Origin of the sequence: Saccharothrix sp. BKS2, from assembly GCF_047689505.1 — a bacterium.
Taxonomy (GTDB): domain Bacteria; phylum Actinomycetota; class Actinomycetes; order Mycobacteriales; family Pseudonocardiaceae; genus Actinosynnema; species Actinosynnema lopnurensis.
In genome coordinates this window covers 365563-384821 of the sequence record NZ_JAUQOL010000006.1, presented here as the reverse complement: position 1 = coordinate 384821, position 19259 = coordinate 365563, and the positions used below count along the sequence as shown (strand labels likewise).

The window sequence follows — 19259 nt, the reverse complement described above, 5'->3', positions numbered from 1 at the left end:
TTGTCCCTCCCGCACGTGCTGGTCCTGCCGGGGCTCGGCGGTGCCGGGCCCGCGCACTGGCAGAACTGGCCGGCGGGCGAGCCGGCGCGCCACGGCGGGTCGGTCGACGTGCCGGAGTTCTCCGCGCCGGAGTTCTCCGCGCCGGACGCGCCGAGGCTGGACGTGTGGCTCGACGAGCTGCGCGGCCACCTCGCCGCCGCGCGGGTCTCCTCCGCGCACGAACGGGTGGTGGTCACGCACTCGCTCGCGTGCCTGCTCCGGCTGCACCACGCGGCGGGGGAGTTCGACGGGGCGGGCGGGTCGACCGGGTGCTCCTGGTCGACCCGGACCCCGCCGGCGAGCCCTTCGCCCGGGGGGTTCCCGCACCCGGTGCCGGACCCCGCTCACGCCGCGCCGACCCGGCGGTGCCGCGCTGACCCGGCGGTTCGGCAGGGTTCCGGGACCTCACCCGTCGGGGCGGGGACGGCCGCCGGTCAGCGGGGGACGCGCCGGCCCAGGAACCGGATGACGTCCGGGACGACCTTGCGGTAGTGGGTGTCGTCGTGGCCGCCGGGGGTGATCGAGGCGACGGCGGGCCGCGCGCCGGCGATGAACCGGCGGGTGCCCTCGATGAAGTGGTCGCGGTCGCCCGCCCACACGCCGACCGGGGCGTCGCCCAGCCGGTCGAGGTTGCGCAGCGGGTCCAGCGAGGCCCACTGCCGCTCGTCGCGGAACGCCCTGCGCTTGGCCATCTCGCGCCACGAGGTGATCAGGGCGGGCGCGATGGTCGCGACGGCCCGGAGGGGTTCGCGCCGCTCGTGCCTGCGGCGGGTGTAGAGCAGGGCGCCGAAGCCGCCCATGGAGACGCCGGTGCAGGCGAACGGCGCGCCGAAGCCGCGTTCGGCCAGCCACGCCGGCACCTCCTCCAGCAGCATCCCCAGGGGGTCGTCGCCGGGGACGTTCTCGTGCCAGTAGTGGTCGCCGCCGTCCACCGCGACGAACCCGAACGGCGGCACCGAGCCGCGGTGCACGGCCGTGACCAGCAGTTCCGGCATCCGGCCCACCGCCGCGGTCCGCGCCGTGCCGAAGCGGCCGTGCAGCAGGAGCGACATCGGCAGGCCCCCGGTCGGCACCCCCGGCGGGACCATGGTGAGCAGGTCGACGTCCTGCCCCCGGCAGCGGGAGCGGACGCGCTCCACCCGGATCACGGCCCGCTGCACGGCGGGCACCTGGCCGGCCACGCCCAGCGCGTGCCGGAGCCCCTCGCCGAACGGCGCGTTCGTGTGCAGCCCCGCGGTCACCCCCACCGCGGCCAGCGCTCCCCCGCCCAGGGCGGTGAGCACCGCACGCCTGCCGACCATGTGCCCTCCAGCCGTTCTCCTAGCGGATCGCCTGAGGTGGGGGCGGTGTTTCGCTCAACGGGCCGCGGTCGCCCGAAGGGCCCTCACCTCGTCCTCCGGGTAGCCGAGTTCTCGCAGGACGCGTTCGGTGTGCTCGCCGGGCGACGGCACGGGCGCGGGCTCCCACCCCCACGCGGTGGAGTCGACCGGCGGACGCAGCAGGGGTACCCCGCCACCGGGGACGGTCACCCGGGTCAGCCGATCGCGCGCGGTGAGCTGGGGGTGCTCGGGCAGCTCGGCCACGGTGCGGGTGCGGGCCGCGGGCACGTCCGCCCCGTCGAGCGCGGCCAGCAGGTCCGCGGCGGTCCAGGCGGAGAAGTCCAGGGCCGCGTGCAGGTCGGCGCGGTGGGCCACGCGGGAGCTGACCGTGCCGAAGCGCGGGTCGTCGGCCAGCGCGGGCCGGCTGAGGACCCGGCACAGCCGCCGCCACTGCGCGTCGTTCTGCACGGCCAGGTGCACGGTGCCGTCGGCGCACCGGAACGGCCCGTAGGGCGCGATGGTGGGGTGGTGCGCGCCGGTGCGCGGGGCGGCGGCGCCGGTGCCCGCCGCGTACAGCATCGGCTGGTGCATCCACTCGGCCAGCGCCTCGAACAGCGACAGGCGCAGGGTCGCGCCCTCGCCGGTGCGGGCGCGGTGCAGCAGGGCGGCCAGCACGGCGGAGTGCAGCTGCACGCCGGCGGCGATGTCGGCCACCGAGATCCCGGCGCGGGCGGTGACCTCGCCGTCGCCGGTCAGCTCGACCAGGCCGGTCTCGGACTGGACCAGCGCGTCGAACGCCTTGCGCCCCGCGTACGGCCCGTCCGCGCCGTACGCGGACAGCTCGCCCACCACCAGGTCGGGCCGGTCCCGGCGGAGGGAGTCGGCGTCCAGGCCCAGGCGGCGCGCGGCGTCCGGGGACAGGTTGCACAGGACCACGTCGGCGCCCGCGACCAGGCGGTCCAGCACCTCGCGGCCCGCCGGGTCCTTCAGGTCGAGCGCCACCGACTCCTTGCCGACGTTGGTCCAGGCGAAGTAGGAGGACACCGAGCCGCACGCGGTGTCGTAGTCGCGGGCGAAGTCACCCGCCCCGGGCCGCTCGACCTTGATCACCCGCGCGCCCAGGTCGGCCAGCAGCCGGGAGGCGTACGGCACGGCCACGGCCTGTTCGAGGCTGACCACGGTCACACCGTCGAGGGGTCTCACGCGGTCACCCGTTCGTGGCCGGTGTAGACGTTCATCGACTCGCCGCGCAGGAACCCGACCAGCGTCACGCCCTGCTCGTCGGCCAGCTCGACGGCCAGCGACGACGGCGCGGACACGGCCGCCAGCACCGGCACGCCCGCCATCGCGGCCTTCTGGACCAGCTCGAACGAGGCCCGCCCGGACACCACCAGCACGGTCCCGGTCAGCGGCACCCGGTCGTTCAGCACGGCCCAGCCCAGCACCTTGTCCACGGCGTTGTGCCTGCCCACGTCCTCGCGCACGACCAGCGCTTCCCCCGAGGCGGTGAACAGCCCGGCGGCGTGCAGGCCGCCGGTCGAGGCGAACACCTTCTGCCGCTCGCGCAGCGCGTCCGGCAGGCCGGCGAGCACGCCCACGTCGACCGACGCGGCGTCCCCGGCGGGGGAGTGGCGGGTCTTGAGCCGGACCGCGTCCAGCGCCGCCTTGCCGCACACCCCGCACGACGAGGTGGTGTAGAAGTTGCGCTCCACCCCCACCTCGGGCGGCGCCACGCCCTCGGCCAGCGCCAGGTCCAGCACGTTGTAGGTGTTCACCCCGTCGGGTCCGGCGCCCGCGCAGTACCGCGCCACGGCCACGTCGGCCAGGCCGCGGACCACGCCCTCGGACAGCAGGAACCCGTGCGCCAGCTCCACGTCGTGGCCGGGCGTGCGCATGGTGACGGCCAGTGCCCGGCCATCCACGCGCAGCTCCAACGGCTCCTCGACGGCCAACGAGTCGACCCGCTGGCGGGGCGTTCGTCGCAGGTAGCTGACCACTGGGCGACGCACGGTCACTCGGCCCATCGCGCGACTCCTTCACCAAGGCTAAGTTTTTCCGCAAGCCAATCACCAGGCTACGGAGGTGTCGGCCAATGGGTTTCCTGGACCGCTCCAGGACGATCGCCCCACCGGACTGGAACCGCTGGCTGGTGCCGCCCGCCGCGCTGTCGGTGCACCTGGCCATCGGCCAGGTGTACGCGTGGAGCGTGTTCAAACCGCCCCTGGAGGGTGCCCTGGGGCTCAGCGGCACGCAGAGCGCGCTGCCGTTCCAGCTCGGCATCGTCATGCTCGGCCTGTCGGCGGCGTTCGGCGGCACGCTGGTCGAGCGCAACGGCCCGCGGTGGGCGATGTTCGTCTCCGCCACGTGCTTCTCGTCCGGTTTCCTGATCTCCGCGCTGGGCGCGTGGACGCAGCAGTACTGGCTGGTGGTGCTCGGCTACGGGTTCGTCGGCGGCATCGGGCTCGGCATCGGCTACATCTCGCCGGTGTCCACGCTGATCAAGTGGTTCCCGGACCGGCCGGGCATGGCCACCGGCATCGCCATCATGGGCTTCGGCGGCGGCGCGCTGATCGCCTCGCCCTGGTCGGCGCAGATGCTGGAGTCCTTCGGGCGCGACAGCGGCGGCATCGCGCGGACCTTCCTCGTGCACGGCGTGGTCTACGCGGTGTTCATGTCGGTGGGCGTGCTGCTGGTGCGGGTGCCCGCCGCCGTCGAGGAGAGGGCGGCGGCGCGCTCGGCGGTCAACGTCTCCGCGCGCAACGCCCTGCGCACCCCGCAGTTCTGGCTGCTGTGGGTGGTGCTGTGCTTCAACGTGACCGCGGGCATCGGCATCCTGGAGAAGGCGTCGCCGATGATCCGGGACTTCTTCGCGGACACCTCCGCGCCGGTCGCCGCGGGCGCCGCCGCCGGGTTCGTGGCCCTGCTGTCGCTGGCCAACATGGTCGGCCGGATCGCCTGGTCGTCCACTTCGGACCTGGTCGGCCGCAAGAACGTCTACCGCCTCTACCTGGGCGCGGGCGCGCTGACCTACCTGGTGCTGGCGCTGGCCGGCGACGCGTCCAAGCCGCTGTTCGTGGTGTGCGCGATGCTGATCCTGTCGTTCTACGGCGGCGGGTTCGCCACCGTCCCGGCCTACCTGAAGGACCTGTTCGGCACCTACCAGGTCGGCGCGATCCACGGCCGGCTGCTCACCGCGTGGTCGCTGGCGGGCGTGCTCGGGCCGCTGATCGTCAACGCCATCGCCGACGGCAGGCTGGCCGACGGCAGGTCCGGGCCCGACCTCTACACGACCTCGCTGTTCATCATGATGGGCCTGCTGGTGGTCGGGTTCGCGGCCAACGAGCTGGTCCGGCCCGTCGACGCCAGGTACCACGAACCGGTCGAGGAGGTGGTCCGGTGAACCGGCGCGCGCTGGTCGTCCTGGCCTGGCTGTGGGTCGGGCTGCCGCTGGCCTACGGGCTGGTCGAGCTGATCCGCAAGGTCACCGCCCTGTTCACCGGTTAGGGTCGGCGGGTGGGCAACTACGACGTGGTGGTGGTCGGCGGCGGGCACAACGGGCTGGTGGCGGCGGCCTACCTGGCGCGGGCCGGTCGGCGCGTGCTGGTGCTGGAGAAGCAGGGGCACGTCGGCGGCGCGGCCGTGAGCGAACGGGCGTTCCCCGGCGTCGAGGCGCGGCTGTCGCGGTACTCGTACCTGGTCAGCCTGCTGCCCGACCGGGTCGTGGCCGACCTGGGGCTGCGCGTGCGGCTGCGGTCGCGGGCCGCGTCCTCGTACACCCCGGCGGGGGACCTGCTGGTCGAGCGGGACCCGGGCGCGGCCACCGCCGCCTCGTTCCGCGCGCTCACCGGCTCCGACGCCGAGTTCGAGCGCTGGCGGCGCTGGTACGCGGAGCTGGAGGGGTTCGCCGGGGCGCTCGCGCCGACCGCGCTGGAGCCGCTGGTGTCCCGGGAGCGCGCCCGTTCGCTGGTCGACCCGGCGGTCTGGGACCGGGTGGTGGAGCGGCCGCTCGGGGAGAGCCTGGAGGAGCTGTTCGCCGACGACGTGGTGCGCGGCGTGGTGGCCACGGACGGGCTGATCGGCACGCACGCGTCGCTGCACGACCTGGCGGCCAACCGGTGCTTCCTCTACCACGTGATCGGCAACGGCTCGGGGGAGTGGCTGGTGCCCGTCGGCGGCATGGGCGCGGTGACGGCCGAGCTGGAGCGGGTGGCGCGGGAGGCGGGCGCGGAGCTCGTGACCGGCGCCGAGGTGACCCGGGTGGACGCCGACGGCGTCACCGCCGAGGTCGAGCACGACGGGGGCGTGGTGGGCGCGCGGTTCGTGCTCTCCGGCGTCGCTCCGTCCACTTTGGACGCCCTGCGCGGGCGCCCGCGGCGCGCGGTGGCCGAGGGCTGCCAGGTGAAGGTCAACATGCTGCTGGAGCGGCTGCCCCGGTTCCGCTCGGGGGTGGACCCGCGGCTGGCGTTCGCGGGCACCCTGCACCTGGACGAGTCGTACGGGCAGCTGGAGACCGCCTACCGGGAGAGCGCGGCCGGGCGCGTGCCCTCCGTGCTGCCCGCGGAGATGTACTGCCACACGCTGACCGACCCGTCGATCCTCGCGCCGGACCTGGTCGGGCGCGGGTGGCACACGCTGACGCTGTTCGGCCTGCACACGCCGGCGGCGCTGTTCGAGGGCCGCGAGGGGCTGCGCGACGAGCTGGTCGGCCGCTACCTGGCCGCGCTGGACGAGCACCTGGTGGAGCCGATCGAGTCCTGCCTGGCGACCGACGCCGACGGCCGGCCGTGCCTGGAGGCGCGCTCGCCGCTCGACCTGGAGGCGGAGCTGGGCCTGCCGCGCGGCAACATCTTCCACGACGCGCTGGCGTGGCCGTTCGCCGAGGAGGAGGCCGAGGTGGGTCGCTGGGGCGTGGAGACCGACGTGGCCAACCTGCTCGTCTGCGGCGCGGGCGCGCGGCGCGGCGGCGGGGTCAGCGGCATCGGCGGGCACAACGCGGCGATGGCCGTGCTGACCCGCTAGAGGCGGGCGAACAGCTCCGCGACCAGCTGCTCGGCGTGCCGCGTGTTGGCGCCGGAGGACACCTCGATCTCGACCGTCCCGCGCCGGGCCACCACGACCGTCCGCACGACCTCGCCGGAGGTGGTCGTGGCGCGGTACGCCTCGTCCGGGAGGTCCGGCACGGCGACGGCGTCGCGGTGCTCCCCGCGGCGCGCCGCGAACGCCGCGGCGTCCGTGCCGGTGGTGAACCGGACCCGCGCGCCGCCGCCGTCGTAGGTGCAGGTCACCACGTTGTCGACGATCGACTGGCGCGAGTGGTTCAGGCGCAGCCGCAGGGCCGCCGCGACCACGTCCTGCGGCGCGTCCGCGCAGTTCACCCCCGCCGACTCGGTGGGGGTGGGCGTCGTCGTGGTGGTGGCGGGCGCGGCCGCCGGTTCGGCGGCGCACGCGGTCAGCGCCGACAGCGCCGCGGCGGCGAGCGCGGTCCTGGCGATCACAAGCCCTCCTCGGTCTCCCGTGTCGTCGCCCGGACGGCGGCGGGCGTTACGACGGCACCCCGGGGTTCGCGGGGGAGGGGCCCGATTTCCACCGGCGCGCGGTCCGCCGGCTAGTCCACCGCCTCCAGCCGCACCACGACCGACTTCGACGTGGGCGTGCCCGACACCTCGGCGGTCGAGTCGAGCGGCACCAGGGCGTTCGCCTCGGGGAAGTAGGCCGCCGCGCAGCCCCGCGCCGTCGGGTACGCCACCACGCGGAAGCGCGGCGCGCGGCGCTCGGTCACCCCGGTCGGGTCCTCCGGCCACTCGCCCACCAGGTCCACGTGCTGCCCGTCGCGCAGGCCCAGCTCGGCCAGGTCCTCCGGGCTGACGAACACCACCCGCCGGCCGTCCTTCACGCCCCGGTAGCGGTCGTCCAGGCCGTAGATCGTGGTGTTGTACTGGTCGTGGCTGCGCAGGGTCTGGAGCAGCAGCCGACCGGGCGGCACCTCCAGCACGGTCAGCGCGTTGGCCGAGAACTGCGCCTTGCCGGTGCGGGTCCCGGTGAACTCGCGGGCGTCGCGCGGGGCGTGCGGCAGCACGAAGCCGTCCGGGCGGCGCACCCGCTCGTTGTAGTCCGCGCACCCCGGCACGACCCGCGCGATCCGGTCCCGGATGAGGTCGTAGTCCCGCTCGAACTCCTCCCACGGCACGGGGTGCGCCGGTCCGAGCAGGGCGCGCGCCAGCCGGCACACGATCGACACCTCCGACAGCAGCCGGTCGCTCGCCGGCTCCAGGCGGCCGCGCGACCGGTGCACCACCGACATCGAGTCCTCGACCGTGACGAACTGCTCGCCGCCGTGCTGGAGGTCGCTCTCGGTGCGCCCCAGCGCGGGCAGGATCAGCGCGGTGCGCCCGTGCACCACGTGCGAGCGGTTGAGCTTGGTCGACACGTGCGCGGTCAGGTCCAGGCCCCGCATCGCGGCCTCGGTCACCGGGGTGTCCGGGGTGGCGGAGACGAAGTTGCCGCCGACGGCGAAGAACACCCTCGCCCGGCCGTCGCGCATGGCCCGGATCGAGGCCACCGTGTCGAGGCCGTGGGCGCGCGGCACCTCGATGCCGAACTCCGACTCCAGGTTGGCCAGGAACTTCTCCGGCATCTTCTCCCAGATGCCCATGGTCCGGTCGCCTTGCACGTTGGAGTGGCCGCGCACCGGGCACAGGCCCGCGCCCCGCTTGCCGATCATGCCGCGCAGCAGCGCCACGTTGGCGATCTCGCGGATCGTCGGCACGGCGTGCCGGTGCTGGGTCAGGCCCATGGCCCAGCAGAAGATCGTGCGCTCCGAGCCGGCCAGCAGCCGGGCGAACCGCTCCACCTGCGCGCGCGGCAGGCCCGTGGCGCGGTCGACCGCCGCCCAGTCCAGCTCCCGCACGTGCTCGGCGTACCCGGCGAACCCGTGCGTGCTGCGCTCGACGAACCCCTCGTCCACCGCGCCCCACGACAGCAGCAGGTTGCCCGCCGCCTGGAACAGCGCCTGGTCGCCGCCCAGCCGGATCTGGAGGAACTCGTCGGCCAGCGCCGTGCCCGGACCGACCAGGCCGCGCGCGTTCTGCGGGTTCTTGAACCGCAGCAACCCGGCCTCCGGCAACGGGTTCACCGCCACGACCCGCGCGCCCGCGCGCTTGGCCGCCTCCAGCGCGGACAGCATCCGGGGGTGGTTGGTGCCCGGGTTCTGGCCCACCACCACGATCAGGTCGGCGTGCTCGAAGTCGTCGATGCCGACCGAGCCCTTGCCGATGCCGGTGGTCTCCGACAGCGCCGCGCCCGACGACTCGTGGCACATGTTCGAGCAGTCCGGCAGGTTGTTCGTGCCGAAGGAGCGGACCAGCAGCTGGTACAGGAACGCGGCCTCGTTGCTGGTGCGGCCGGAGGTGTAGAACACCGCCTCGTCGGGGCTCGCCAGCCCGTTCAGCTTCTCCGCGACCAGCTCGAACGCGTCCGCCCAGGAGATCGGCTCGTAGTGCGTCGCGCCCTCGCGCAGCACCACCGGCTCGGTGATCCGGCCCTGCTGCCCCAGCCAGTAGTCGGTCTTCCCGGCCAGCTCGGCGACGGGGTGGCGCCGGAAGAACTCCGGGCCCACGCGCCGCCTGGTGGCCTCCTCGGCCACCGCCTTGGCGCCGTTCTCGCAGAACTCGGCCATCCTGCGGTGCCCCTGCGGCTCCGGCCACGCGCACCCCGGGCAGTCGAAGCCCTCCCGCTGGTTGAGCAGCCGCAGCGTGGTCGCGGTCCGCGCCACGCCCATCTGCTCCACCCCGCGCTTGAGCGACACCGCGACCCCCGGCAGGCCCGCCGCCCAGCGCTTGGGCTCCCCCACGTCCAACCGCGACTCGTCGACGTCCCGCTCCGGTGGCCTGCGCTCCATGGCGCCATTCTGCCCCCGGCCGGTGGCCGCCCCGGCGTGTCGTGCCGCCGGCGCACCCCGCGCGAGTACGCCGGCGGTCTCCCCGATCGACCGCTCGGGGCAGGCCGGCGCACGGCCGCTGCCCACGGGCCCCAAGGGGTTGTCCGGCCCGTGGATCCGGCGCCCTCACCTGCGACGAACTGCTGATCAACGTCAATTGTGAGCGGCGCCACTACCCGGCGAATCGGCCGAACGGGTGACCTCGCCGGACCCGCGCCGTCCCGCTTCGGCCACCCCGCTTCAGCCGCCCCTTCAATCTGGGCAGCCGTCGGTCGGGGACGAGGGCACCGCGACGTCGAAGTCCAGTCCCGGCGGGAGGTCCGGCTCCGCCAGGGCCGGGGCGAGGTAGCCGCGCTTCGCGGCCGAGCACGCGATCGAGTGCAGCGTGCCGGCGGAGTCGTCGGCCCACAGCCCCTCGACGCCGGGCGAGCCCGAGCGCACCGCGTACCGCACCCGGAACCGGGCCACGGCCACCGCGTCCAGCGGCCCGCGCACCGCCTCGGGGCGGTCGGTGTCGAACGCGTAGGCGATCGTGTAGTCGGTCCGCACCACCAGTTCGCCCGCCGGACCCGCCTCGGCGACCATCTCGCCGCGCACCTTCGGCTCGGCCCCCGACAGCCGCGCGCCCCGGTCCGCGCGCGTGGCCACCAGCGCCGCCTCGCCGTCGTTGCGCCCGTCGAACAGGGTGCGCAGCGAGTCCCTCAGGTCCGGCGCGAACAGCGCGAACAGCGGCTCCAGGTCGTGCTCGGCCACCACCCGCCGGTCCAGCCGCGCCGTCACCACCGCCTGCCGCACCCGCGCGTAGGCGTCGGCGACCTGCTCGGCGCCGAACCCGCCGACCGGTTCCGCCACCGGCGGCACGACCCCCTCCGCGCCGTCCGCCCAGGCCGTCGCGGTCGTGCCCGCGAACGGCTCGTCCGGGTCGAACGCGGCCGGCTCGTCGGACCGGGTGGCGAACACCGCCCACGCCAGCAGCACCGCCGCCACGACGATGGCCAGGCCGCCCAGGACCCTCGGCCGGGGGCGCCACGAGCGCACCCGCCGCAGCCGGGCACCCCGCTCCGCCCGCCGCACGGCGTCCCGCGCCCACCCGCCGTCCCGCAGGTCCGGGTGGTCCTCGATGCGGTACTCGTCCACTACGCCGATCTCCCGATCACCTCGACGCGCGCCCCTCGCCGGGCCGTCCCCGGGTCCACCGGACCCGGGACCGCCGGCGCCGGCCTCCTGCCGCACGACAGCATCACACGTCAGGGGCGCTACCAGGTATCTGGTTAGAAGTCGATACCCGTACCTCCGTAGACTTCGAGCGTGACCGAGACCCCCACCGCACCGCAGCGCTCAGAACTCCCGCCGGCGTGGAACCCGGCCGAGGTAGAGGCCGGCCTGTACGAGCGGTGGGTGGAGCGCGGCTACTTCACGGCGGACGCGAACAGCGACAAGCCGCCGTTCACCATCGTGCTGCCCCCGCCGAACGTCAACGGCAGCCTGCACATGGGCCACGCCCTCAACCACAGCGTCATGGACGCGCTGACCCGCCGCCGCCGGATGCAGGGCTACGAGGTGCTGTGGCTGCCCGGCACCGACCACGCGGGCATCGCGACCCAGACCGCGGTCGAGCGCGCCCTGGCGAGCGAGGGCAAGTCCCGCCACGACCTGGGCCGCGAGAAGTTCGTCGAGCGGGTCTGGGAGTGGCGCGAGGAGGTCGGCGGCACGATCCTGGGCCAGATGCGCCGCCTCGGCGACGGCGTCGACTGGTCGCGGCTGCGCTTCACCATGGACGAGGTGCTGTCCCAGGCCGTCCAGACGATCTTCAAGAAGCTCTTCGACGACGGCCTGATCTACCGCGCCGAGCGCATCATCAACTGGTGCCCGCGGTGCCAGACCGCGCTGTCGGACATCGAGGTCGACCACTCCGAGGACGACGGCGAGCTGGTCTCGATCCGCTACGGCTCGGGCGACCGCTCCATCGTGGTGGCCACCACCCGCGCCGAGACCATGCTGGGCGACACCGCGGTCGCGGTGCACCCGGAGGACCCGCGCTACCGGCACCTGATCGACACCGAGGTCGAGGTGCCGCTGACCGGCCGGTTCGTGCCGGTCGTGGCCGACGAGCACGTGGACCCGGAGTTCGGCACCGGCGCGGTCAAGGTGACCCCGGCGCACGACCCGAACGACTTCGAGATCGGCCGGCGCCACGACCTGCCCGCGCTGACCGTGATGGACGGCCGCGGCGTGATCACGGTCAAGGGCCCGTTCGAGGGCCTGGACCGGTTCGAGGCGCGCCCCGCGGTCGTCGCCGCGCTGCGCGAGCAGGGCCGGATCGTGTCCGAGAAGCGCCCCTACCGGCACGCCGTCGGCCACTGCTCCCGGTGCGACACGGTCATCGAGCCGCGCCTGTCCATGCAGTGGTGGGTCAAGGTCGCGCCGCTGGCCGAGGCGGCGTCCGCGGCCGTGCGCGACGGCCGCACCACGATCCACCCGCCGGAGCTGGCCAAGCGCTACTTCGACTGGGTCGACAACCTCAACGACTGGTGCATCTCGCGCCAGCTGTGGTGGGGCCACCGCATCCCGGTCTGGTACGGCCCGAACGACAAGGTGATGTGCGTCGGCCCGGACGACGAGCCGCCCGGCGAGGGCTGGGTGCAGGACGAGGACGTGCTGGACACGTGGTTCTCGTCCGGCCTGTGGCCGTTCTCCACGCTGGGCTGGCCCGCGCAGACCGCGGACCTGGCGAAGTTCTACCCGACCTCGGTGCTGTCCACCGGCTACGACATCCTGTTCTTCTGGGTCGTCCGGATGATGATGTTCGGCCTGTACGCGATGGACGGCAGGCAGCCGTTCGACCACGTGTACCTGCACGGACTCATCCGCGACCAGCACGGCAAGAAGATGTCGAAGTCGCGCGGCAACGGCATCGACCCGCTGGACTGGATGGACTCCTACGGCGCCGACGCCACCCGGTTCACGCTGCTGCGCGGCGCGAACCCCGGCTCGGACATGGCCATCGCCGAGGAGTGGGCGGCGGGTTCCCGCAACTTCACCACGAAGCTGTGGAACGCCGCCCGGTTCGCGATGGGCAACGGCGCGACGGTGGAGCGCCCGCTGCCCCCGCGCGAGGAGCTGACCGACGCCGACCGCTGGATCCTCGACCTGCTCGACCGGCTCACCTCCGACGTGGACCGGCACTTCGAGGGCTACCAGTTCGCCAAGCTCAGCGAGGCGCTCTACCACTTCACCTGGGACGAGTTCTGCGACTGGTACCTGGAGCTGGCCAAGGTCCAGCTGGGCGAGGGCGGCGACCGCGCCGAGTCCACCCGGGCGGTGCTCGGCCACGTGCTCGACGTGGTGCTGCGGCTGCTGCACCCGCTGACGCCGTTCATCACCGAGGTGCTCTGGACGACCCTGACCGGCCGTGAGTCGGTGGTGGTCGCGGCGTGGCCGCAGCCGACCGGCGCCGCGCCCGACGAGGTGGCCGCGCAGCGGGTCGAGAGCCTGAAGAAGCTGGTCACCGAGATCCGCCGGTTCCGCTCCGACCAGGGCCTCAAGCCCGGTCAGCGGGTCGAGGGCGAGGTGCGCGGCGCGTGCTGCGTGGACCTGGTCGACCAGGTGCCCGCGGTGCGGGCGCTGACCCGGATGACCGAGCCCGGCGAGGCGTTCGCGGCGTCGGTGTCGCTGGACGTGGGCCTGCCCAAGGGGACGGTGAAGGTCGAGCTGGACCTGTCCGGCGCGGTCGACGTGGTGGCCGAGCGCAAGCGCCTGGCCAAGGACCTCGCGGTGGCCGAGAAGGAACGCGCCCAGTGCGAGGGCAAGCTCGGCAACGAGTCGTTCCTGGCCAAGGCGCCCGCCGACGTGGTGGCCAAGATCCAGGGGCGGCTCGCCGCGGCCAACGCCGAGATCGACCGCATCCACGCCCGCCTCGACACGTTCCCCCAGAGCCCGGACGCGCGGTCGTGACCGGCTTCGGGACGGGGGACCTGGAGGAGCTGCGCCAGGTCGAGTCGGAGCTGAACACCCGCTGGCCGGAGACGAAGCTGGAGCCGAGCCTCACCCGGATCCGGCAGCTGGTCGACCTGCTCGGCGACCCCCAGGGCTCCTACCCGGTGCTGCACGTCGGCGGCACGAACGGCAAGACGTCCACCTCGCGCATGGTCGACGCGCTGCTCACGCGCATCGGCCTGCGCACCGGCCGGTACACCAGCCCGCACCTCCAGCTGGCCACCGAGCGGATCAGCGTGGACGGCGCGCCGATCACCCCCGGGCGCTACGCCGAGGTCTACCGGGACGTCGAGCCGTACGTGGCGATCGTGGACGGCCGCAACGAGGTGCCGATGAGCAAGTTCGAGGTGCTCACCGGCATGGCGTTCGCCGCGTTCGCGGACGCCCCGGTGGACGCGGCCGTGGTCGAGGTCGGCATGGGCGGCTCCTGGGACGCCACGAACGTCGCCGACGGCCGGATCGCGGTGATCACGCCCATCGGGCTCGACCACGTCGAGTACCTGGGCGGCGACCTCGCGGGCATCGCGGCGGAGAAGGCCGGGATCATCAAGCCCGGCGCGGTCGCCGTGCTCGCGCGGCAGGAGCCCGAGGTGGAGCAGGTCCTGCTGCGGCGCTGCGCCGAGGTGGACGCCGCGGTGGCGCGGCTGGGCGCGGAGTTCGGCGTGCTCCAGCGCGACGTCGCGGTGGGCGGGCAGGTGATGAGGCTCCAGGGCCTGGGCGGCGTCTACGACGACGTGTTCCTGCCGCTGCACGGCGCCCACCAGGCGGCGAACGCGGTGCTGGCGCTGGCCGCGGTGGAGGCGTTCTTCGGCGCCGGCGCCGATCGGCAGCTGGACGTGGAGGCGGTGCGCGAGGCGTTCGCCGGGGTGACCTCGCCGGGGCGGCTGGAGCGGGTGCGCTCGGCGCCGACCGTGCTGGTCGACGCGGCGCACAACCCGCACGGCGCGGAGGCGCTGGCCAAGGCGCTGGACGAGGAGTTCGGCTTCCGCAAGCTGGTCGCCGTGGTCGGCGTGATGGACGACAAGGACGCGGTCGGCATCCTGTCCGCGCTGGAGCCGGTGGTGCGGGAGGTCGTGCTGACCGCGAACTCCTCGCCCCGCGCGATGGACCCCGACCTGCTCGCGGGCGTGGCGATCCCGATCTTCGGCGAGGACCGGATGCTCGTGCAGCCGCACCTGCCCGACGCGCTGGAGGAGGCGATCCGGCTGGCCGAGGAGAACGACGACGGCGACGCGGTCTCCGGCGGCGGCGTGGTCGTGACCGGTTCGGTGGTGACCGCGGGCGAGGCGCGGGCCCTGTTCGGCAAGGAGCCCTCATGACCGAGTCCCAGCCCGTGGAGCCCCGGCCCGCGGAGCCACAGCCCGCGGAGCCACAGCCCGAGCCCCGGCCCGGGTCCCGGCCCGCCGGGTCCCCGTCGTCGGCGGGGTCCCTGCCCGCGGTGCCCAAGAAGGACCCGATGAAGGGCTTCCGGGGCATCATGGCGGGCACGCTGATCCTGGAGGCGATCGTGGTCGCCCTGGCGCTGCCGGTGGTGGCCAACCTGGGCGGCGGCATCGGCAGCGGCACCGGGTACCTGGTGCTCGGCCTGATCATCGCGTTCCTCGGCACGTGCGCGCTGCTGAAGCACTCGTGGAGCGCGTACGTGATCGTCGCGCTGCACGTGGTGATGGTCGCGGGGTGGTTCACGATGACGGCGCTGGGCATCATCGGCGTGGTGTTCAGCCTGGTGTGGGTGTACCTGTTCTGGCTGCGGCGGGACGTGGTGAAGCGGATGGCCGAGGGCCGTCTGCCCAGCCAGCAGCGGTAGGGCGCGCGGCGTCCGCGCCGGGTGCCTCAGGCACCGCCCGGCTCGGCGGCCCGGACCGGGGTCGTGGTCCCCGGCTGCCGCGCGTCGTGCGGTTGGACCCGGACGGTCCAGCCGTGCCCCAGCACGGCGGACAGGGCCTCGTCGAGCGTGGCCGCGCACCTGCCCTGCGCGAGCCTGCGGTTGAGCGGCGCGGAGGGGTGGCGCACCACCAGGGTGCGGTCGGCGACCAGGAGCGGTTCCGCGTTCGTCAGCATCGCCTCGGCGGACCGGCTGCGCCCGCGCACCTCCCCCAGGAACCGGGGCCACAGCTCGTGGATGGCGTGCAGGTCCGGGTTCCGCCCCGCCCCGCCGGTGGACGCCGCGGGGCGCGTCCCGCCCGGCACCGCGGACGCCATCTGCCGCAGCCGGTCCAGCACGGCCCGGCAGTCGCCCTCGGCGCGGTGCCCACCCTCCAGCCTGTGGTTGCGGTACCCGCTGCCCCGGCTGTTCGGCTCGCCGACCCAGGCGGCGTGCCGACGCATCGCGCACTCCCACCGCCGTTCCAACCACTTCGGCAGCGCCGCACCGCCCATGACCAGGTCGTGTTCGGCGCGCAGCCGCGCCTGGTCGAAAGGGGCGTTCCAGGCGATCACCGCCCGGTCCCGCAGGACCTCCTCCAGGCGCGGCCACACCCGGGCCATCGTCGGCGCACCGGCCAACACGGCTGCGGAGATGCCGTGCTGGCGCTGCGCGCGGGGGTTGATCGGCGCGCCCTCGGGGTCGACCAGGGTGCTCAGCAGCACGGTGCCGTCGACGGCCAGCACGGCGATTTCGATGACGCGGCCCGTGAAGTCGGTCAGCTCGGTGTCCAGCACCACCGCGTCAGGGGCGCGGAGGACCGCACGGGCCCAGTCGGCGGCGTCGGACGCGGCGTCGGACCGCGAGGGGTCGGCCCCCCGGACCGGCCTCGGCCGGGGCCTCACCGCCGGCCCGCGTAGGCGTCGGCCAGGCGTGACTCCCACCGGGGCGCCAGCACGGTGGGTTGCCCGAAGGTGGCGCGGAGGTAGGCGCGACCGAGTGCGACGGCGGTTTCCCGCCAGCGCTGCACCACCCACCCCCCCAACCGGCTGATGCGCAGCGCTTCGGTCGCCGCCTCGGTGGGGGCGACGAGCTCCCCGAACCCGGTGAGGCGCTCCAGCTGCTCGACCGTGGCCGGCAGCGGGTCCGGCAGGTCGATCGCCCACTCCAGTTCGACGATGCTCTTCTTGACCGCTTTCTCCTCGGCCACGCGTTTGGCGAACGCGGCCCGGATCCCGGCGATTTCCGCGAGCAGTTCGGGAATGGTGACGGCGCAGGCGCCCCGGTCGGTGTGGGCGACACCGGCCACCTCCTCCAGCGCCCGCAGCGCGGTGACCGCTCCGGTCGGGCCCCAGGCGAGGAGGGCCTTCCGCTCGCACAGGCCGAGCAGGCTCCGGGCGGTCCCGGCATCGGCCAGGGCCACCGCGGCGGGCTTCACCCACGCCCCGGTCCGCAGGCCCTCGGTGTCGAGGTGCCAGAGGGCGATGGTGTCGTCCTCACCGGACCCGGCTCGGCAGACGATCACGTGACCGACCATGGTCCGGCCGTCGCCGGTTCGGGTGGGGAGCAGACCGAGTGAGCCGAGCGAGCTGCGCTCCAGCGGTTCGGTGGTCATCATCTCTCCTGCGACTGGACGTGCTCGGGACACCGCCTGTGCGGATGACTTTCGCCCAGGACGGTGTTCATCGCCGTAGCGCGTCGTTCATTTCACGGAGTGTCGACAAGGCGCCTTTGATCATACCCGTGCCGCGGTGAAGACGAAATCGACCCGGATCGGGGGAATGTGATCCCTGTTCGGTTCTTCGTGATCGAATCCCCATGGGCAACTGCCGGGAACGGCCCGGCAGCCGATGGCCGAACGACAATGACCGGTATCCGGTTTTCCCCGGTCGCGGGCATTCCGGGCGTTCCGCGAGCGGCGGTCGACCGGCCCGCGCCGGGGGGAGTGTCACACCCGGCGCCGGGTGCGCGATGGTCCTCGTGTGCGACGAGCGCTGGTGGTGGTGGCCTGGGGCCTGGTGGTGGCGGGCCTGGGCTGGTGGGTCGTCACCGTGACCGCGCTGGACGGCGCGCCCCGGGCGGAGGCCAGTGGTTACGGGCAGTTCGTGCTGGCCGCGGTCGGGTTGGTGATCGTGGTGGGCGACCTGGTGCTCAGGTCGCTCGCGCCCACCCCGGAGCCGGACGTCGACGAGCTGACCGACAGGCTGGCGGTGGCCGTGCGCGTCCAGTGGGAGCAGGCGGCGGCCGACCGCGGTCTGCGGCAACCGGCCCCGCTGCCGATCCGGTGGCGGCGCAGCCGGGAACCGGTGGCCGGCCCGCCGTCCGCCGCCACGGCGTCGCGCTCGTTCGCCCCGCTGCCCGGCGTGGAGCGGGTCACCACGGCGCAGCTGCGGGAGGGCACGCACCGCACCCTGCACCGCGTCTACGGCGGCCTGGCCTCCGGGCGGCTCATCCTCGCCGGCGGACCGGGCAGCGGCAAGAGCTCGGCGGCGGTCCTGCTGCTGCTCGACGCGCTGGAGCACCGGCGGCAGGTGCCCGCCGAGCAGCGCGCGCGGGTGCCGGTGCCCGTGCTGTTCACCCTGCACGGGTGGGACCCCGAGACCACACCCGTGCGGGAGTGGCTGGCCGCGAAGCTGACGGAGATCCCCGTCCTGTCCGGGCGCGACGGTCGGCGCCGCGCCGCCGAACTGCTCGGCGCGGGCCGGATCGCGGTGTTCCTCGACGGCCTGGACGAGATCCCCGGGCACCACCGGCCCACGGCGCTGCGCGCGCTCGGCGACCAGGCCCTGTTCCGGCTGGTCCTGCTCACCCGCACGGCCGAACTCGTCGCCGCCGCCCGGGACGGCGTCCTCACCGGCGCGGTCGCCCTGGAGCTCCGACCCCTCACCCCCGCCGACGCGGCCACCTACCTGCGGCACGGCCTGCCCGATCCACCGGCCGAGCCGTGGCGGGCGGTGCTGGAGGCGCTGCACGGGAACGCCGACGTCCCCGTGGTCCGCGCGCTGGACAACCCGCTGGCCGTCACGCTGCTGCGCGACGCCCACCGACCGCCGGGCGCCGGCACCGTCGGCGAACTGCTCGACACCACCCGGTTCCCCACCCCCGGGCACGTCACCCACCACCTGCTGGACCAGGCGATCACCACCGCCTACGCGCCCCGGCCCGGGGAACCCCCGCCCCGCTACACCGCCGACGTCGCCCGCCACACCCTCACCCTCGTCGCGCTGAGGCTCCGCCACGAGGGAACGCGCGACTTCATCTGGTGGAACGTGCCCAACTGGATCTCCCGCGCTCACCGCGCCCGGTTCACCGCGGGGGTGAACGGGCTGGTGGGCGGGGTCGGGGGTGCGATCCTCGGCGGGGTGACGGGGGTGTTCTCCTCCGGGTTCCCGGAGGGGGCCCTGGCCGGGTTCACCTTCGGTTCCCTGGGCGGGCTGGCGGGCGGGTTCCTGTTCGGGCGCCTCGACGCCGACTCGCCCGTGCGCCTCGGCGGCTTCGCCCGGAGCCGGGCGCGGTGGGGGTGGAACCTCGCGTCCGGGCTCCTGCGGGGCGCCCTCTTCGGACTTCTCGTCGGTCTTCTCTTCGGGCCGACCTCCGGGGTCCTCCTCGGGCTGACCTTCGGGTTGGGCAGCGGTTTGGTGGGCGCGGTCATGCGCGGGTTCAGGTTCGAGGACACGTCGGCGGTCGCGCACCCGAGCGGGTCGTGGCGGGGGGACCTCGTCTACTGGCTCGTGCTCGGGTCGCTGGCGGGGCTCGTGGGGGTGGCGGGGCTCGGGCTCGTGCTGGGGGTCGACGTCGGCCCCGCGCTCGCACCTGTGCTCGTGCTGGGCCTCTCGGCGTCGAGGGCGTGGGTCACCGCCGTCAGCCAGCTCTACCTCCACGTCGGCCTCGGCACCCCGTTGCGGCTGGGCCGCTTCCTCGAAGACGCCCGCGCCCGCCACCTCCTGCGCACCGTCGGCCCGGTCTACCAGTTCCGCCACGCCACCCTCCAGGACCGGCTCGCCGAGACGGCCTCGAAGCCGGGCGCCTGAGCGGGCCCACCGCGGCGCCGCGGCCTCGTCGGGCGCCCGGACCCGGCCCCACCGGATGTGCCGCAAGGTCTTGC

At 74.5% G+C, this 19259-nt stretch carries 16 protein-coding genes; 8 read left to right on the top strand and 8 right to left on the bottom strand.

Going from position 1 to position 19259, the window contains the following annotated elements:
- Entirely contained in the window at window positions 1-531 is a 531-nt protein-coding gene (locus Q5530_RS15395) for an alpha/beta hydrolase (RefSeq protein ID WP_415362888.1), read from the top strand.
- On the opposite strand, the gene Q5530_RS15390 is transcribed toward Q5530_RS15395, so the two are convergent.
- Genes Q5530_RS15390 through fdhD form a run of 3 tightly spaced genes read right to left on the bottom strand, consistent with a single transcriptional unit; the run spans window position 474 to window position 3382 of the window.
- On the bottom strand, window positions 474-1340 hold the full coding sequence (locus tag Q5530_RS15390; protein ID WP_415362887.1) for an alpha/beta hydrolase: 867 nt from the start codon (window positions 1338-1340) through the stop codon (window positions 474-476). The genes Q5530_RS15395 and Q5530_RS15390 overlap by 58 nt on opposite strands.
- 54 nt (window positions 1341-1394) lie before the next feature.
- Window positions 1395-2561, bottom strand: coding sequence for a CaiB/BaiF CoA transferase family protein (locus Q5530_RS15385; protein ID WP_415362885.1), 1167 nt, complete (start codon window positions 2559-2561; stop codon window positions 1395-1397).
- The gene (gene fdhD, locus Q5530_RS15380) at window positions 2558-3382 is read right to left on the bottom strand and encodes a formate dehydrogenase accessory sulfurtransferase FdhD (protein WP_415362883.1); all 825 of its coding nucleotides are present in this window, start codon (window positions 3380-3382) and stop codon (window positions 2558-2560) included. The genes Q5530_RS15385 and fdhD overlap by 4 nt, the downstream gene beginning before the upstream one ends.
- Before the next feature lie 68 nt (window positions 3383-3450).
- Between fdhD and Q5530_RS15375 the strand changes: the two genes are divergently transcribed.
- From Q5530_RS15375 to Q5530_RS15365, 3 genes are read left to right on the top strand one after another with little or no spacing between them, the layout of a single operon-like run.
- Window positions 3451-4758 carry an OFA family MFS transporter gene (locus Q5530_RS15375; protein ID WP_415362882.1) on the top strand — a complete coding sequence of 436 codons (1308 nt, stop codon included), beginning with the start codon at window positions 3451-3453 and terminating at the stop codon, window positions 4756-4758.
- On the top strand, window positions 4755-4862 hold the full coding sequence (locus Q5530_RS15370) for an MFS transporter small subunit (protein ID WP_415362880.1): 108 nt from the start codon (window positions 4755-4757) through the stop codon (window positions 4860-4862). Before Q5530_RS15375 ends, Q5530_RS15370 begins: the two co-directional genes overlap by 4 nt.
- Before the next feature lie 9 nt (window positions 4863-4871).
- On the top strand, window positions 4872-6377 hold the full coding sequence (locus tag Q5530_RS15365; RefSeq protein WP_380636834.1) for a phytoene desaturase family protein: 1506 nt from the start codon (window positions 4872-4874) through the stop codon (window positions 6375-6377).
- Here the strand turns inward: Q5530_RS15365 and Q5530_RS15360 are convergent.
- The 3 genes from Q5530_RS15360 to Q5530_RS15350 form a co-directional block, all read right to left on the bottom strand.
- Window positions 6374-6853: a hypothetical protein gene (locus Q5530_RS15360; RefSeq protein ID WP_415362878.1), complete on the bottom strand. Its 480-nt coding sequence runs from the start codon at window positions 6851-6853 to the stop codon at window positions 6374-6376. The two genes, Q5530_RS15365 and Q5530_RS15360, sit on opposite strands and share 4 nt — an antisense overlap.
- A 110-nt stretch (window positions 6854-6963) precedes the next feature.
- The gene (locus tag Q5530_RS15355) at window positions 6964-9255 is read right to left on the bottom strand and encodes an FdhF/YdeP family oxidoreductase (RefSeq protein WP_415362877.1); all 2292 of its coding nucleotides are present in this window, start codon (window positions 9253-9255) and stop codon (window positions 6964-6966) included.
- Between the two features lie 291 nt (window positions 9256-9546).
- Window positions 9547-10431, bottom strand: coding sequence for a hypothetical protein (locus tag Q5530_RS15350; protein ID WP_415362875.1), 885 nt, complete (start codon window positions 10429-10431; stop codon window positions 9547-9549).
- 171 nt (window positions 10432-10602) lie between these two features.
- On the opposite strand from Q5530_RS15350, the gene Q5530_RS15345 reads away from it, so the two are divergent.
- The 3 genes from Q5530_RS15345 (at window position 10603) to Q5530_RS15335 (ending at window position 15097) form a co-directional block, all read left to right on the top strand.
- Window positions 10603-13248 (top strand): valine--tRNA ligase, encoded by a 2646-nt coding sequence (locus Q5530_RS15345; protein ID WP_415362874.1) that lies wholly within the window; start codon window positions 10603-10605, stop codon window positions 13246-13248.
- A complete protein-coding gene (folC, locus tag Q5530_RS15340) occupies window positions 13245-14609 on the top strand; it encodes a bifunctional tetrahydrofolate synthase/dihydrofolate synthase (RefSeq protein ID WP_415362872.1) in 1365 nt (454 codons plus the stop codon). The genes Q5530_RS15345 and folC overlap by 4 nt, the downstream gene beginning before the upstream one ends.
- A 137-nt stretch (window positions 14610-14746) precedes the next feature.
- Window positions 14747-15097, top strand: coding sequence for a DUF4233 domain-containing protein (locus Q5530_RS15335; RefSeq protein WP_415363066.1), 351 nt, complete (start codon window positions 14747-14749; stop codon window positions 15095-15097).
- Window positions 15098-15123: 26 nt separating this feature from the next.
- Here Q5530_RS15335 and Q5530_RS15330 read toward each other — a convergent pair whose 3' ends face one another.
- The gene (locus Q5530_RS15330; protein ID WP_415362871.1) at window positions 15124-16059 is read right to left on the bottom strand and encodes an exonuclease domain-containing protein; all 936 of its coding nucleotides are present in this window, start codon (window positions 16057-16059) and stop codon (window positions 15124-15126) included.
- On the bottom strand, window positions 16056-16769 hold the full coding sequence (locus Q5530_RS15325) for a DUF6218 family protein (protein WP_415362869.1): 714 nt from the start codon (window positions 16767-16769) through the stop codon (window positions 16056-16058). Before Q5530_RS15325 ends, Q5530_RS15330 begins: the two co-directional genes overlap by 4 nt.
- Window positions 16770-17136: 367 nt before the next feature.
- On the opposite strand from Q5530_RS15325, the gene Q5530_RS15320 reads away from it, so the two are divergent.
- A complete protein-coding gene (locus Q5530_RS15320; protein ID WP_415362868.1) occupies window positions 17137-19185 on the top strand; it encodes a hypothetical protein in 2049 nt (682 codons plus the stop codon).
- The last annotated feature ends 74 nt before the right edge of the window (window positions 19186-19259 follow it).

What these genes read in the sequence shown, in the direction of transcription:
- Q5530_RS15325 (WP_415362869.1), bottom strand. Translation starts at nt 16,769, where the DNA reads ATGACCACCGAACCGCTGGAGCGCAGCTCGCTCGGCTCACTCGGTCTG.
- Q5530_RS15355 (WP_415362877.1), bottom strand. Translation starts at nt 9,255, where the DNA reads ATGGAGCGCAGGCCACCGGAGCGGGACGTCGACGAGTCGCGGTTGGAC.
- Q5530_RS15335 (WP_415363066.1), top strand. Translation starts at nt 14,747, where the DNA reads ATGAAGGGCTTCCGGGGCATCATGGCGGGCACGCTGATCCTGGAGGCG.
- Q5530_RS15390 (WP_415362887.1), bottom strand. Translation starts at nt 1,340, where the DNA reads ATGGTCGGCAGGCGTGCGGTGCTCACCGCCCTGGGCGGGGGAGCGCTG.
- fdhD (WP_415362883.1), bottom strand. Translation starts at nt 3,382, where the DNA reads ATGGGCCGAGTGACCGTGCGTCGCCCAGTGGTCAGCTACCTGCGACGA.
- Q5530_RS15375 (WP_415362882.1), top strand. Translation starts at nt 3,451, where the DNA reads ATGGGTTTCCTGGACCGCTCCAGGACGATCGCCCCACCGGACTGGAAC.